Source organism: Marinomonas vaga, from assembly GCF_055388305.1.
Genome location: NZ_AP043903.1, coordinates 1101996 through 1117171, shown reverse-complemented (window position 1 = coordinate 1117171; position 15176 = coordinate 1101996). Strand labels below are relative to the sequence as shown.

The 15176-nt window shown below is 49.2% G+C and carries 15 protein-coding genes; 7 read left to right on the top strand and 8 right to left on the bottom strand.

The genetic code is table 11. The features are described from left to right. Window positions 1-5: 5 nt before the first annotated feature. Together ACZ5DR_RS05230 and ACZ5DR_RS05225 are read right to left on the bottom strand one after the other, a co-directional pair. Complete coding sequence (locus ACZ5DR_RS05230) at window positions 6-815, bottom strand: TSUP family transporter (RefSeq protein ID WP_377366178.1); 810 nt, start codon at window positions 813-815, stop codon at window positions 6-8. A 54-nt stretch (window positions 816-869) separates the two neighbouring features. Then, the gene (locus tag ACZ5DR_RS05225; protein ID WP_377366179.1) at window positions 870-1754 is read right to left on the bottom strand and encodes a LysR family transcriptional regulator; all 885 of its coding nucleotides are present in this window, start codon (window positions 1752-1754) and stop codon (window positions 870-872) included. A gap of 101 nt (window positions 1755-1855) precedes the next feature. On the opposite strand from ACZ5DR_RS05225, the gene ACZ5DR_RS05220 reads away from it, so the two are divergent. Both ACZ5DR_RS05220 and ACZ5DR_RS05215 read left to right on the top strand, forming a co-directional pair. Beyond that, a complete protein-coding gene (locus ACZ5DR_RS05220) occupies window positions 1856-2095 on the top strand; it encodes a DUF2798 domain-containing protein (protein ID WP_377366180.1) in 240 nt (79 codons plus the stop codon). Window positions 2096-2589: 494 nt separating this feature from the next. Continuing rightward, window positions 2590-3405: a toll/interleukin-1 receptor domain-containing protein gene (locus tag ACZ5DR_RS05215; protein WP_377366181.1), complete on the top strand. Its 816-nt coding sequence runs from the start codon at window positions 2590-2592 to the stop codon at window positions 3403-3405. 90 nt (window positions 3406-3495) lie between these two features. Here ACZ5DR_RS05215 and ACZ5DR_RS05210 read toward each other — a convergent pair whose 3' ends face one another. The 4 genes from ACZ5DR_RS05210 to aguB all read right to left on the bottom strand — a co-directional run bounded on the left by ACZ5DR_RS05210 (window position 3496) and on the right by aguB (window position 6192). Continuing rightward, window positions 3496-3771 carry a helix-turn-helix domain-containing protein gene (locus tag ACZ5DR_RS05210; protein WP_377366182.1) on the bottom strand — a complete coding sequence of 92 codons (276 nt, stop codon included), beginning with the start codon at window positions 3769-3771 and terminating at the stop codon, window positions 3496-3498. Continuing rightward, window positions 3768-4091 carry a type II toxin-antitoxin system RelE/ParE family toxin gene (locus ACZ5DR_RS05205; RefSeq protein ID WP_377366183.1) on the bottom strand — a complete coding sequence of 108 codons (324 nt, stop codon included), beginning with the start codon at window positions 4089-4091 and terminating at the stop codon, window positions 3768-3770. Before ACZ5DR_RS05205 ends, ACZ5DR_RS05210 begins: the two co-directional genes overlap by 4 nt. Window positions 4092-4223: 132 nt before the next feature. After that, complete coding sequence (gene aguA / locus ACZ5DR_RS05200) at window positions 4224-5300, bottom strand: agmatine deiminase (protein WP_377366184.1); 1077 nt, start codon at window positions 5298-5300, stop codon at window positions 4224-4226. A gap of 13 nt (window positions 5301-5313) precedes the next feature. Next, entirely contained in the window at window positions 5314-6192 is an 879-nt protein-coding gene (aguB, locus tag ACZ5DR_RS05195; protein WP_377366185.1) for an N-carbamoylputrescine amidase, read from the bottom strand. Between the two features lie 192 nt (window positions 6193-6384). Here aguB and ACZ5DR_RS05190 point away from each other — a divergent pair, with 192 nt between their 5' ends. Beyond that, window positions 6385-7875, top strand: a complete 1491-nt coding sequence (locus ACZ5DR_RS05190; protein WP_377366186.1) for an aldehyde dehydrogenase — start codon at window positions 6385-6387, stop codon at window positions 7873-7875. 119 nt (window positions 7876-7994) lie between these two features. Further along, entirely contained in the window at window positions 7995-9278 is a 1284-nt protein-coding gene (locus tag ACZ5DR_RS05185; RefSeq protein ID WP_377366187.1) for an NAD(P)/FAD-dependent oxidoreductase, read from the top strand. Window positions 9279-9398: 120 nt separating this feature from the next. Here the strand turns inward: ACZ5DR_RS05185 and ACZ5DR_RS05180 are convergent, their stop codons facing one another. Then, the gene (locus ACZ5DR_RS05180; protein ID WP_377366188.1) at window positions 9399-10343 is read right to left on the bottom strand and encodes a LysR family transcriptional regulator; all 945 of its coding nucleotides are present in this window, start codon (window positions 10341-10343) and stop codon (window positions 9399-9401) included. A 186-nt stretch (window positions 10344-10529) separates the two neighbouring features. On the opposite strand from ACZ5DR_RS05180, the gene ACZ5DR_RS05175 reads away from it, so the two are divergent. Then, on the top strand, window positions 10530-11186 hold the full coding sequence (locus ACZ5DR_RS05175; protein ID WP_377366189.1) for a nitroreductase family protein: 657 nt from the start codon (window positions 10530-10532) through the stop codon (window positions 11184-11186). Between the two features lie 32 nt (window positions 11187-11218). Here ACZ5DR_RS05175 and ACZ5DR_RS05170 read toward each other — a convergent pair whose 3' ends face one another. Continuing rightward, window positions 11219-12037, bottom strand: a complete 819-nt coding sequence (locus tag ACZ5DR_RS05170) for a response regulator transcription factor (protein WP_377366190.1) — start codon at window positions 12035-12037, stop codon at window positions 11219-11221. A 571-nt stretch (window positions 12038-12608) separates the two neighbouring features. Here ACZ5DR_RS05170 and ACZ5DR_RS05165 point away from each other — a divergent pair. Both ACZ5DR_RS05165 and ACZ5DR_RS05160 read left to right on the top strand, forming a co-directional pair. After that, entirely contained in the window at window positions 12609-13943 is a 1335-nt protein-coding gene (locus ACZ5DR_RS05165; RefSeq protein WP_377366191.1) for a glutamine synthetase family protein, read from the top strand. A 101-nt stretch (window positions 13944-14044) separates the two neighbouring features. Next, on the top strand, window positions 14045-15136 hold the full coding sequence (locus tag ACZ5DR_RS05160) for a polyamine ABC transporter substrate-binding protein (RefSeq protein WP_377366192.1): 1092 nt from the start codon (window positions 14045-14047) through the stop codon (window positions 15134-15136). Window positions 15137-15176 lie beyond the last annotated feature (40 nt).

Here is a 15176-nt window from a genome sequence, read left to right as displayed (position 1 = left end):
TTAAGTCACATCCCAAACGTGGAGTACAACCCAAACCCACAAACCAGCAACAGCGCCCAGCCGATGAATTTAAAGAAGGTGGGCGTTTCGGCTTTTTGAATACGCTCGTGGAAGTGTTGTCCCATCAAGTGGCCGATAAAGGCACATGGCAGTAGCCAGAGTTGATGGATCAACTGCAAATCCACACCTGCGATCAGGAAGGACGCCATCTTGATGCAGACCAAGATAAACCACAGTACAAACAAGGTATCCCGAAGTTGATGGCGGGGTACTTTGGTGGCAAATACCGATACGATCAAAGGTGCGCCAATCAGAGACGTACCGCTAACGTAGCCTCCCATCATTAGCAAAATAGTACTGACAATTGGGTTCTTGCTGTAAAACGGCTTCGCCAAGATGTACGACACCGCAAACACCGCAACTATGATAAAGATAACGCCCGTGACTATGTCGTTGGGTAAGGTTAGCAAACCAAAGACACCGATCAGCTTAGGCACGATCATGATGCCCAGTGCTTTACGCAAATAGCCCCAGGCAATGTTACCCTGCTCGGCTTCGGGCGTGTCATGGCCTTGAGCTGCATTCGCCCGCTGTTCTGCCTTAGCCTTTTGCGCACCGCGCCAAGCGATCCAGCTTGAGAAGACCAGCAAATGAATGGAAATAATCGGTAGGAACACCAAAGGATCGTTGTGAACCAAGAGCAAGAATGGCAACGCCAGTACCGCACCGCCAAAGCCCAACCCCGTGCGGACAAAGCCACTCCAAATGAAGATGCCTGCGATTGCGGCATACTGCCACCAAAGTAACTGTTCCATAGTTCTAAATCCTTACCACTAGCCCGTGAACAATGTTTAACCTATAAGACTAAATTATGAGGGGATAAACCACGCTTGGCTATGGAGAAACTGAGTTAATTCATCACGTACCAGCTTGGCTCTGACTGACAAACTGCGTCGATAGGCCCAGACCAAGTAGATCTCACGACGTCGGCCGCGCCAATCGGGCATGACTCGGATTAAATGACCTTCCTGAATGGCATCGTACACCATGCTTTGCGGTAACAGGCTGACCCCATGACCGTGCTTGGCCAACGTGACCGCGATGCGCATATCATTGCCAGTATGTCGATGAGTCTTTTGCAGCGTGTGCTCCTCCCCCGACTCATGAATGATGTGCCAATCATAAAATAACTGCCCTGCCACACTGTCCGCCTGCTCCAATTCCTCGATACTTTGCGGCAACGGAGTAAACGTCGGTGACGCGACCATAATGCTTTGGATCTCGCCTACCTTACGCTGAATCAGGGATAAATTAGACGACTGCCCCGAACGCAACGCTAAGTCTGCCTGAGTGTCTTGTAGGCTTTCGTAATAATTGCTTAACTCGATTCTTAGGCTGATCTTTGGGTACTTTGCAGCGAAATACGCCCAAAAGTCATCAAGTGGGCCAGTGCCTAGATTCGTCGGTGCCAGAATCTTCACCTCACCTTCCAGACTGTTTAGCGTATGATCCAGATTGGAAATCCGCTGGTCTAAGGCCTCTATATACTCCGCACATTCTCGGTAATAACGCTCTCCAACCGTAGTCAGCGTTAAACCTTTGGTAGAACGATGTAGCAATACCGAGCCAAGCTTGGCCTCTAATGCGGCGATCCTCCGCGAAACCGTCGCGATCGTCATTCCCAACTTATCCGCCGCAGCCGTCAGACTTTTTGTGTCCGCCGCAACGATAAAGATTCTTAAGTCATCTAACATTTTGCATATTTGTAAAAAGGGTTATTGAAAGTGGCTATTTTTACCAATATAGCGGTTTGCTATCCTAAATGCATTGAAGCATTACTGAGAGGAACTTCTCTATGAAACATCGCATGATCTTCGCGGCCCTAATGTCCTTTGTCTTGTCATTCCTAATGACCGCTTGGGTAACCTTCGTCAACCTAGGCATGCATCCAGACTTCGTCACCTTCTGGATGAAATCTTGGGTACTGGCATGGCCAGCAGCGGGCGTCATCTCGTTTATCTTTGGCCCATACTTGCACCAACTAGCCACCAAACTGGCAACTGGCAAACCAGCACCCGCCAAAGCCGTTAAATAAACCGCTCCATTAAAAAAGCCACGTCAGAGCTACCCCTGACGTGGTTTTTTCATACCGCAATAACCCTCTTCCTAGCTTGTAGGAACCAAATCCCTGCTCTCGTGGGAACCAAATCCTTTTGGTGACGAGGATTGCAGTCTAGCTGCCAAATAGAAGCCACCGCAAACGCATCGAGGCTCTATGCAAGGCCGATGTTATTGGATATGCCGAAAGAATAGCTTAGTCTGTAATCAATGCAGTCATGGATGACGAAAAGCCTTTCTTTTCCTCTTCTTGATATGCTCGGTTATTTAGATAAATACGCATGCTCGTTTTTACACTGATAATCGTACGAGAGTCCTGTTTAACTCTTTAAAATTATATAGTTATTTTTCTTAATTTTATGAGTGTTAAACAAAATAACGCGCAGGCGCAGTTTATTTCATAAATACGCATGCGCATTAATAAAATGTTATGAGTCATCAGGAATTTTATAATTCAGTGAAGGTTTTTAGATGAAAGATGTATTTTTGTCCCATGCAAGTCCTGATAAAGAAAATATAGTTCGTCCTTTCGCAGAGAAGCTAGGAAAGCAAGGTATTTCTTATTGGCTTGACGAAGCTGAAATGATTTGGGGGGATAAGTTAGGAAAGAGTATTAACGCTGGTCTTGAAAAATCAAATTATATAATTGTATTTATAAGTGAACACTTTGTTGGAAGAAATTGGGCTGAAGCAGAATTGAGTTCAGCTTTAACCAGAGAGAATAGTGAGGGGAGAAATGTTGTCTTACCAATAGTGATAGGTAACCCAAATACAGTGCTCTCTTCCTACCCTCTTTTAAGAGATAAAATATACAAGAAATGGGACGACGGTATTGATTCTTGTATTGAATCTCTAAAAGACGTTATTTTTTCTTCTAAATTGAACAAAACTTTAGATGCAAGAGTGTATGGAACTGTTCATGATGTGAAAGTAAATCCTGGGCTAATTATTGAGCTTCTAGGTAAAATGAACTCTCACGCATGCTATCCTCCAGAATATTTTTTAGAAAGCCTGACAGAGAGTGGGCTGTTAGTTAAAGCATTTCCTGATAATAAGGGAATTGTCATAAATGGTAAATCCATACCCGAAGTAACACCAGATTTTGGAGAGGCAGCAATATGGTCTCTCGATGTAGCCAGCTGTTGCTGGGAAATATTAATGAAAAGGCCTTTTGAACATCAGTTTTTCGGTCGGGGAAAGCATTACAGGCATGTTGTTGCATCATTAAGGCATTATCTTTTGGGAGTTGAAATAGCTCAAGAATTTGAAAGGGATGGGCCAGGATAATTTAAATGTTATGCATATAACAAACCAAGGCAGCATCAGCCCTTCGGGCTGGACGAGCTATCGCGCACCGCTGCTTTGAGCGTTATACCCTCACCTCTTCCTAACCCCCAAACTCAACTCAAACCCACACGCGTCAGCATACTTAAGCAAGGTCAGCCAACTCGGGTTAGCGTTGCCTCGCTCCAATCGGCTGATGTTGCTTTTCTGCGTATGCATGCGCTCGGCAACTTGTTCTTGAGTCAAGCCTGCCTCAGTACGCATAGAAAGCAGCTGATCGATAAATGAGAATTCACTTTCCAAGCTTTGGTATTCGTCATGTACTTGAGGGTTTGAAAGTGCTTTTTGTTTAAGATTGTTTAGGCTCATTTAGATTGCACCTCTTTCTGTCTTTGTATGGCTATGGTTAGTTCTTTCTTAGGTGTCTTTTGGCTTTTTTTAACAAATGCATGCAACACGATTATTTCATTGCCTTTTAGATAACAGAACAAACCACGACCAATGCCTTCCTGAGCTTTTGCTCGTATTTCGAATAATCCATTGCCCATGGATTCTGTATGAGGCGGCCCTAAGTTCGCTCCATGGTTTTCCATGAGTTCTAAAAGCCGAATCATTCTAGCTTGTATTTTCGGAGGCATTGATAGGATTGAGTCTTCAACGCCATTGTAAAATTGTATGTTCCAATGCATGCTTCCCTCCATGGAAGTTATCTTTTATGATAACTGTGGTTGTCTGCTTTTTCAACAATGCACTTCTTACGCACACAAAAAAACCACGTCAGAGCAAACTCTGCCGTGGTTTTTTCACTTCTCCAACAACCCCTAAGCAGGCATTTGCTGTGTAATACAGTGCAGGTTGCCGCCACCGAGCAGGATATCCCTCGCTGGGATGCCTACCAGTACATAATCAGGAAAGGCTTTTTGTAGTACTTCTGCGGCGATTTGGTCTTTATCTGCGTCTAACAGCGGGTAAAATAGCGCCCCGTTACAGATTAGGAAGTTGGCATAGGAGCCGCCTAGGCGTTCACCGGCTTCCCGAGCCATGCGGTCTGGTTGTTTTAAGCCTGCGGCTTCGTCCGCTGTCATGTACAAAGGCCCCGGCATTGGGATGGGGTGGACTTTGATAGGACGGCCTTTTGCGTCCGTTTGCTCAGCCAGTACCTTTAAGGCGGCTTGGCTGATGGCGTATTGGGGATCGGTTGGGTCGTCACAGACGGTTAGGATGACTTCGCCGGGTTTCACCACATGCAGCAGGTTGTCGATATGGCCATTGGTTTCGTCGTTGAATAAGCCATGCTCTAGCCATATGACTTTTTCTACGTTGAGGTAGTCTTTGAGGTGTGCCTCGATGTCTTCCCGAGTTAAGTCAGGGTTGCGGCTGGGATGCAGTAAGCATTCTTCCGTGGTGTAGATGGTGCCTTCCCCATCGCTGTGGATGGAGCCGCCTTCGAGAATCAAGGGTGCGTCGTAGCGCTGTACGGCTTCGATCTCAGCAATGCGTGTGGCCACGGTTTCGTCATCGGACCAATCATCGTAAAGGCCATCCAACTTGCCCCCCCAAGCATTAAACCCCCAGTTCACTGCGCGCTTTTCCCCGTCAGCGCTCACGACCATGGTGGGGCCTATGTCCCGCATCCAAGCATCGTTGTACGCCATGGGAAAAATCTGTACCTGAGCCGGTAGCATGGCTCTCGCCTGTGTCTCATGTTCAGGTAATACCGCTACCTTGACCGTGACGTAGCCACTGAGGCGTTCCATAAAGTGGGCAAACGCCGCTTGGGCAGGCAGTGCCTGCTCCCGCCAGTTATCTGGGCGGGTTGGCCATGCGAGCCAAACGCTGGTTTGGGGAGCGTGTTCTCCGGGCATATGAAAGCCGTCTTGGCGAGGCGTCGAGGTCATGGGGTGTTGGCTCCTATTTTGTTTGTCCATCAAGGGTTTGCAGTACCCCATAGTGCTCTGGGCGGCGATCACGGAATAGCCCCCAAGCTTTACGTTGGGCGCGTACATGGTCAAGGTCAAAGGTGTGTAGCAAGATGCCTTGGCTGGTGCGGTCCGCTTGTTCGATCAGTTCGCCACGCTCGTCACAGATAAAGGATGACCCAAAGAAGGTCAGGGACAAGTCACGGTGCTGGGCAGACTCAGTGCCGATACGGTTCGACGCGATCACAGGTACTTGGTTCGCCGCCGCGTGGCCGCGCATGGTGTTGGTCCAGTGGGGCATGCTGTCCATCTCTGGCTGGCTTGGCTCGGAGCCAATGGCCGTTGGGAACAACAAGATGTCAGCCCCCATGAGTGCCATAGAGCGTGCCGTCTCTGGGAACCATTGATCCCAGCAAATACCTACGCCGATGCAGCCAAACTTGGTGTGCCACACTTTGAAGCCCGTATCCCCAGGGCTGAAGTAGTATTTTTCAAGGTAACCATCACTGTCTGGGATGTGGGTTTTGCGGTACACCCCTAACAGCTCGCCCCCTGCATCGATCATGGCAAGGGAGTTAAAACGTACTTGCCCCGCTTGTTCGTACCAGCTAAACGGCAGTACCACGTCTAGCTCTTTGGCTAATTGGGTAAAACGCTGAAACGCTGTGTTCTCGGCAAGGGTGGTGGCCAAGTCATGGTAGCCTTCGTGGATTTCGATACAAAAGTAAGGCGTTTCAAACAACTCTTGAATCAAGATCACCTGCGCACCTTGGGCAGCCGCATCACGAATCAAGTGTTCTGCGCGGTTTAGGTTGTCTTGTTGATCCCAAGTACAGTGCATTTGCGTTGCCGCCACCGTTACCTTTGACATGGTTTGTTCTCCAATGGTCTACCCTAATGGGCACGTTATCGTTATAGGTTGTTGTGAAGATAAAGCGATGTGCCCATGTTAGTGCGTCGAGAAAAAAACGATATACCCCCACGGGGATATGGTGGAAGAGCATGACGCTCAGTTAGTTTAGTGTCATAGCAATACGAATAGACGTCCGAAAAGGGAGTATCCATGAAAACCTACGAACAATGGCAAGCACTACGCAAAACGTTGAAATTGCCAACCGAGGCTTATATCAACGGCCAATACACGCCAGCACAAAGCGGCGAGACGTTTGCTTGCATTAACCCGACGGACGAAAGCGTGCTAGGTCATGTGGCCAGCTGTGATCAAGCGGATGTGGATCTGGCGGTTGCAGCGGCGTCTAAAGCGTTTAAGAGCGGTGATTGGTCCAACATGGCACCCGGTCAACGTAAACGCATCCTACAAAAATGGGCGGATTTGCTGGAACAACACCAAGACGAATTAGCCCTAACGGACACCCTAGACATGGGTAAGTCCATCTCTGAAATGGTGGGCATCGATGTGCCTGATTCCATTGACGCCTTACGCTGGTCAGCCGAGTGCATTGACAAGTTGTACGGCGAAATCGCACCAACCAAACCGAATAACCTTGCCCTGATCAGCCGTGAGCCGCTTGGGGTCGTCGCCATCATTACCCCGTGGAATTACCCACTGATGATGGTGATGTGGAAGATTTCACCAGCGCTTGCCGCTGGTAACAGCGTTATCTTGAAGCCATCGGAGAAGTCTCCCCTAAGCGCTTTGAGAATCGCCGAGTTAGCAACGCAAGCGGGGGTCCCAGATGGTGTATTCAACGTCCTCCCCGGTTTTGGTCACACTGCTGGTAAAGCCCTTGCGTTGCACCATGACATTGGCACTTTAGCCTTCACCGGATCTAGCCGCGTGGCGGGCATGCTGATGGAATACGCCGGTCAATCCAACATGAAACGTGTTTGGTTGGAAGCGGGCGGTAAATCCCCTTGTATCGTGTTTGACGATTGCAAAGACATCAAAGCGGCGGCGCAAGGGGCGGCCACGGCAATCTTCACTAACCAAGGGGAAGTGTGTATTGCCTGCTCCCGCTTGTACGTGCACAGCAAGGTGAAAGACGAGTTCATGGAAGCCCTATTGGAAGCGGCAAAAGCTTATGTGCCGGGTGATCCATTGGATCCAGCGACCAAAATGGGCCCGTTGGTAGACAAAGCTCAATTGGACACTGTGACACGCTTTATCGAAAGCGCCATCGCTGATGGGGCGACCTTAGCCCACGGCGGTGTGCCTGAATACCAAGAGGGTCAAGGCTTCTACGCTAAGCCGACTATCTTTACCGAGGCGGACCATTCCATGGAATTCGTCCGTGAGGAGATCTTCGGCCCAGTATTGGCTGTAATGACCTTTGAAACGGAAGAAGAAGCCATCGAGCTGGCGAACGATTCTAAATATGGCTTGGGTGCGTCCGTTTGGACCAATGACCTAGGCCGCGCCCACCGTGTGAGCCGTCTTTTAGAGTCTGGCATGGTATGGGTAAACACTTGGGGTGACGGGGATACCACAGTGCCATTTGGCGGTGTGAAAGCCTCCGGTAACGGTCGAGACAAGTCTTGGCACGCCCTAGAGAAATATACCGAAGTGAAAAACACCTGGATCAACTTGGCGTAATCGCCACAAGTCTGTTGATCCCAATTTAATTCTGGTGGGCAAGGCGTTCGTCTTGCCCCGATTTGATCCCACAGTTCGCGTACCCACTGGACGCCTACGTGTATTAGGAGAGCTTTTTTATGTCATCCCCTACTCATGCAAATTCTTACTACGCATTTTCAGCGAATGATAAAACGTTGCGCCCAACACTGACGGGTGAGCACCGCTGTGATGTATGTGTTGTGGGGGCAGGCTTCACAGGCATTTCCACTGCTCTGAGCCTTGCTGAAAAAGGTAAAAAAGTCATCGTTGTGGAAGGCAGCCGCATTGGTTTTGGCGCATCCGGTCGTAACGGCGGCCAGATCGTAAACAGCTTCAACCGCGACATTGATTACATCTTTAAAAACTACGGTGACGACATTGGTCACAAGATGGCGAAAATGGCCTTCGCTGGCTCCGAGCTTATCCGTCACCGCATTGAAAAGTACAACATCGACTGTGATCTCAAGCACGGCAACGTGTTTGCGGCCTGTAACCCTAAGCAATTTGAAGAGCTGAAAGCGAAAAAAGCCCTATGGGAATCCCATGGCCATGACGAGCTGGAGCTGCTGACAGCGTCTTCCATCCAAGATCATATCGGTTCAGACCGCTATGCAGGGGGGTTATTGGATCGCAAAGGGGGCCACATTCAGCCATTGAACCTAGTGCTTGGCCAAGCCAAAGCCTTTGAAGCGCTGGGCGGTCAGATTTTTGAAGATTCGGAAGTGGTGCGTCTTGAGCAAGGCGTTCCGGGCAAGGTAGTGACCAAACAAGGCACAGTCATCGCCGATAAGATCGTTGTGGCGGGTAACGCCTATGTGTTTGGCTTACTTCCAGAAGTAGAGAAAAAAGCCATGCCTTGTGGCACTCAGGTGATTGCCACTGAGCCATTGCCAGAGGACCTTCAAAAACAACTGCTTCCCACAGATCGCTGTGTCGAGGACTGTAACTACTTGCTGGATTATTACCGCCTATCCGGTGACGGTCGCCTAATTTATGGGGGCGGCACCACCTATGGCGCCCGTGATCCGGGTAAAATTGAATCCATCATTGTGCCTAAGATGTTGAAAACCTACCCCATGCTAAAAGATGTGAAAATCGACTTTGCTTGGACAGGTAACTTCTTACTGACCATGATGCGCATGCCTCAAGTGGGTAAAATCGGTGAGAACCTATACTACGCCCAAGGTTACTCCGGTCATGGTGTGACCAACTCTCACCTAATGGGTGAGATCCTGTCCGATGCCATTGATGGTGACACAGAGCGCTTTGACGTGTTTGCCAGCATGCCCCAGTACCAGTTCCCTGGTGGACGTATGTTGCGTGTGCCTTACACTGCCATTGGTGCGGCCTACTACAACCTGCGCGACCAGTTGGGAATCTAAGCCTGCTTTAGTCTGTGCATTTTAATTGCGCCCATCAGGTAAAAATAAAAAAGCCGCTTTCGAGCGGCTTTTTTATGTCTATTTCGTTCATTCCGGACGCCTTTAGGCGCGTTTAATCTGTTATACAAAGCGCTCTAAGGTGCTGTGTGGGACGATCCCTCGTTCTGCCAGTTGCGCCAGCAGGTGGTAGGTTTTGTCTCTTAGGGTGTCCCTCAAGAGGCGCATGTTAGGAGTAATGGTCTGTCGGCTTGGGCAAATCAACCAGAGCTCTGTGCTGGGTGTGGGATAGTCGAGCATTAATGGAGTTAAGCGCCGGGCCAATAAGTCATCCGCCACGTCTAAGGCTGATTTTAGAGCTAAGCCTTTTCCTGCCAAACACCAGCGCCGTACCATATCACCATCGTTGGCGGCGCGATTCGCCTTGGGTTTCACCTTATAAATGCGTTGATCGTCTTGAAAATGCCAGACATCGTTCAAGATGTCGCTTAGTTGGTAAAACAAGGCATTGTGTTCCATGACGTCATTAGGATGCTCAGGCGTTGGGTGCTGGGCAAGGTACTCAGGGCTGGCGCAGAGTAATCGGGGCACATTACAGATCTTAAACCCATACAAACTCTTGTCGCTGGGGGCACCATAGCGCACGGCCAAGTCTAGGGCATCTCGATAGAAGTCCATGTTGCTGTCGCTCAGATGTATGCGCACAGACAGTTTAGGATGGGCGTCCATCAGCTCGTCCAGCCACGGGGCAATCATGTTGCGGCCCAAGTCGGAGGCCACGGCTATCCGCAGCTGACCCGAAATGCGTTCTTCCTCAGCATTAAGTGACAATTTCGCTTGCTGCAGTTGTGCCAAGGCGTCAGCACATAGGGGTAAGTAGCGCTCTCCCGCGCTGGAGATGCGGAGTTGGCGGGTGGAGCGAATAAAGAGCTCTGCCCCTAGGGCGGCTTCCACCCGCTTGACCGCAGCGCTGGCGGTGGCCGGTTGCAAGTCGAGATGGGTGGCTGCGGCGGTAATGCTGCCCAGCTCTGCCACTTTTAACACCACTTCTAAGTCTTCGATTTGCATGTTTGTCTCGTTAGTTTATGGCGTATGTAATTGTGAATGAAATGTAGATTACCAAAAATATTTTGATAATGATTCAGTTTAGCGGCTGTTTTTCCCAAGTGGTGGCAGGGTTAGCATGGAGGTATTCATTTAAACAGGCTGTTGAAAAAGGTGTGAACCTGACAGCATAGGATTGAGAGGCTATCCATGTCCCATACCATTATTTCGGATCTAGAAAAACGCTACACCACCAAACATTACGATGCGTCCAAACGCATACCTGCCACGGATCTTGATGTGATTTACGAAGCCTTGCGCTTGTCTGCATCGTCCATTAACTCCCAGCCTTGGAAGTTTGTTGTCATCGAGAGCGAGGAAGCTAAGCAGCGCTTCCATGACTCCTTTGCGAATAAGTTTCAGTTTAACCAGAAGCACGCTAAGGCTGCGTCCCACATCATTTTGTTTGCCCACAAAACCCACTACACTCGTGATGACTACGCTAAGGTCGTGGATCAGCAAATCGCTGACGGCCGAGTGAAGCCTGAAAACCGCGAGCAAGCGTTTGGTAGTTTTGGCTTTGCGGAACTGAACACAGACGAACAGGGCAATACGGAGGCTTGGACAAAAGCGCAAACCTACTTGGCATTAGGCAATACCTTGCATGTATTGGCTCGTCTCGGCATTGATTCTACGTCCCTAGAAGGTGTGGACGCAGACTTGATCGGTGAGTTGTTTGCTGACGAATTAGAAGGCTATCGTTGCGATGTTGGCTTGGCTATGGGTTACCGTAGCGAGGAAGAGGATTACAACGCGACCTTGCCAAAATCGCGCTTGAGCAAAGAAAGTGTGATCACGGTTCTGTAACCGCTTATGGCATGTCTAAGATAGAGAGGCGACTAGTTTGCCTCTCTATCTAATGAATCCAAGTGATTGAGAAATAGCGTAAAAATCTCAGATTGGGTGGAAGTATCCAAGCGGGCGTGAATGTTTTTACGATGGACTTTTACAGTGCCAGCACTGATGCCTAATTCATTGGCAATGGATTTAGACGAATGCCCTCTTAGAAGTAGCCCCAACACTTCTTGCTCACGCCCTGTGAGTACCCCTTGGGCAAAGGTTTTCAGAGCATGCTTCAACGGTCCTGTGGTGGGCGCTCGCTCCACATATTCCCCTGATTGAGATAACCAGAATTGGTGAATCAAAGCTTCTAGCACCGGAAACACGGTTTTCAAATTATTCAGCTCGGTACGGCGTATCGATCCGACGGCCTTCTGCCGACCTAAGGACACGGCGCAGGTAGTGGTCTTGTCCAAGTCCACCAAGATATTAATCTCATCCACCAGATCAAAGTTGCGATAGCAAGTTTGGTAGTACTCGGTTTCTTCGAAGGAGTCTGGTGCCATATCCACAAGGCGATACACCCCCGGAGTGATGCCGTTTTGAATGGCGTTAAACACCGGGTCTAGCAAGTAGGCCTTGTTCAGATACATGCGCAGGGTCGCACTCTGTTCCGACGGGTCACTGGGGTAGATCAGAATGGGTTTGAGAGCCTTTTTGTAGGTCACCACTATGATGGTATCGAAATAACACAGATTGCTAAGAACACCCTCAAGCGCACTCGGAAAGCTGGGTACGCGAATATGGCTGCTCAGATGGCCAATGTCTTTCATGAGCTCTGGAAGCGATAACTGCCCGCGAAGGGTGCTTCTCTGCATTATTTTGAGTCCTCTTTTTGCGCAGCCTTGCGAAAACCAGTCCATAAGTGTGCATTCGGGGTTACTTTAAAACAAATGCGTACCGGAAAAGCAAATCGCAGGCCAAGTCATTATGTCGGTCAACAGTGATTAACTCGACTCATTACTCGGTTTTATACTTTTAACTAAGTGATTTAGAAATCGCTGAAATAAAATAAAATTCCTTCGACTTTTTTCTTCATCTTGTAGTAAAACTAAACCCATAACCCGAAAGATGTTTCGGCTTATGGTGATTAATTGATCGAAACCCTCCATTCCAATTAGAAAAATATCCATTTATATCAGAGTGATAACGTCATTCTCGATAGGTTTTTTCGATCTGTTTGAGTAATAAGTAAACAATTTCCATTGTTCTTGCATATACCCACTCGGGGATAGTTACTCGCATCATTCGCTCGGGTTAAGGTGATTTGTATCGAGAGGAGTTGGACTTTAATCGCGCCACAGCACATAACAAATCGAAAGAAAGCTCGATTATAAAAATGCTGAATAACTCTCTCGCAGTAGAACTAATTTCAAAAGAGAACTTTCTATGTCGGATATGTACCAAGGGAACAATGAATTTGATCTGTTTATTACGGATCTAAATGGCAACCTGCGTGGTAAACGCATCCCTTCCAGTGGTTTAAAAAGTGTGATGACTCAAGGGGTCAAGTTACCTCATTCGGTCATCGGGTTTGATCACTGGGGGGACGACGTTCTCGACAATGGGATGGTCTTTGAAACCGGTGACAGTGATGGTATCTGCTTGCCAGTTCACCCTCAGCCGATCCCAGTGCCATGGGCAGAATCCGCCCGCGACCAGATTTTGGCGATGATGTTTAACGCCGATGGTACGCCATTCTACCCTGACCCTCGCCAAGTACTGACCCGCATAGTGAAGCGCTTTAAAGAGTTGGGTTACACCCCAGTGGTGGCAACCGAGCTGGAATTTTACCTATTAGACGGTACCTCTGAAGCCCAACGTCGCCCTTCTCCACCGGTGATCGTAGACGGTAACGGCTGTCGTCTGAGCAAAACCGACTGTTACTCCATTGAAGAAATGGACGGCCTAGAAGGCTTCTTCGCTGAAGTCCGTCATGCCTGTGAAGCGCAAGGTATCCCAGCAGATACCATCATTTCAGAATTAGGCCCCGGCCAATTTGAGATCAACATGAAGCACACGGATGACGCGGTGCAGGCTGCCGATCATGCGATCATGTTTAAGCGTTTGATTAAGGGCGTTGCCCGTCAGCATGACTTTGGTGCGACCTTCATGGCGAAGCCTTATGCGGACAAAAGTGGTAACGGCTTCCACGTGCACTTCAGCCTGTTAGACGAAGACGGTAAAAACGTCTTTGATAACGGCACAGAGGAAGGCTCAAACATCCTACAACAAGCGGTGGCGGGCTGTTTGAACCACATGGCGGACTCCATGTTGGTGTTTGCGCCCCACATGAACTCTTACCGCCGTTTCCAAACCGGTGCCCACGCGCCGACCTTCGCAAGCTGGGGCTATGAAAACCGTACGGTGGCCGTTCGTATCCCAGAAAGCGAAAACATTGCTCGACGTATTGAGCACCGTGTTGCGGGGGCGGATGCGAATCCTTACTTGGTGCTTGCAGCGGTATTGGGTGCGGCACTTCATGGCATTGAGGCGAAGATGTCGCCACCACAGCCGATCGAAGGGGACGCTTATGCTATGTCTGAGCGTTTTGAGCCGCTTCCAAATCGTTGGGAATTGGCCACGGAAAGCTTCGCAGACAGCAGCTTCTTACGAGAATACCTTGGGGAAGAGTTTGTACGGGTCTTTGGTGCCGCGAAAGAACAAGAGCAATTAAAAATTCATGGCCGTATTTCCAATGTGGAATACGAAGCCTACTTATAAGAGGCGCTCTGCGCTGATAAAAAACATAGCCCTTTAGAGGCTTTTAAAACACATCACAACTGGAATACCGACTTAGGTTGGTGGCAATGGGAGAACATTAAATGAAACGTAACGCATTGAGTTTACTAGTAGCGGGCGCTGTATCGAGCTTTGCAATGAGCAGTCATGCGGAAGATGTCCTAAACATCTATAACTGGTCTGATTACATGGCGCCGGGTGCGTTAGAGCAATTCACCAAAGAGACCGGCATCAAGGTGAACTATGATGTGTACGACAGCAACGAGGTGCTAGAAGCCAAGTTGATGGCAGGTGGCTCTGGCTACGATGTGGTGATGCCTTCCAACTCCTTCTTTGAACGCCAAGTGATGGCAGGGGTGTACCAAAAAGTCGATAAGTCTAAGTTGAGCAACTACGGCAACCTAGATCAAACCCTTGCAAAACAAATTGAAAAGCACGATGCGGGCAACCAGCACAACATCCCATATGCTTGGGGCACGATCGGCATCGGCTACAACACAGCGATGATCGAAGAGCGTCTAGGCACCTCAGAAATCGACTCTTGGGATGTACTGTTTGATCCAAGCGTTGCCGCTAAGCTTGAAGACTGTGGCATTGCCGTATTGGACTCTCCTGCTGAGATGATGTCAGTGGTGAATAACTACCGTGGCGTGGATCCGAACTCAGAAGACAAAGGCGAGCTTGAAGCCTCTACCAAGCTGATGTCTGGCACCCGTGACAACATCAAATACTTCCACTCCAGTAAGTACATTTCTGATCTGGCTAACGGTGACGTGTGTGTGGCCATCGGTTACAACGGTGACATCCTCCAATCCCAAAGCCGTGCAGAAGAAGCTGGCCAAGGGGTAGACATCAACTTTGTGATCCCAAAAGAAGGCACCTTGGTGTGGTTTGACTTGATGGCGATCCCTGCGGATGCTCCTCACCCTGAAGCGGCCCACAAGTTCATCGACTTCATCTTGAAGCCAGAGATTGCTGCGGCCATTTCTAACTACGTTTACTACGCTGTGCCAAACACCGCAGCAGAGCCATTGTTAGACGAAGAAGTGTCTAGCAACAAAGGCGTATACCCAACTCAAGAAGTGAAAGAGAAGCTTTACGTGCAAGTGGCCCACACGGCACGCTTTGACCGCTCTCTGACGCGTGCTTGGACCAACATTAAGACGGGGCGCTAAGCACCCTCGACCGCGCTTTGGCGGCACACCATGGGGTGTG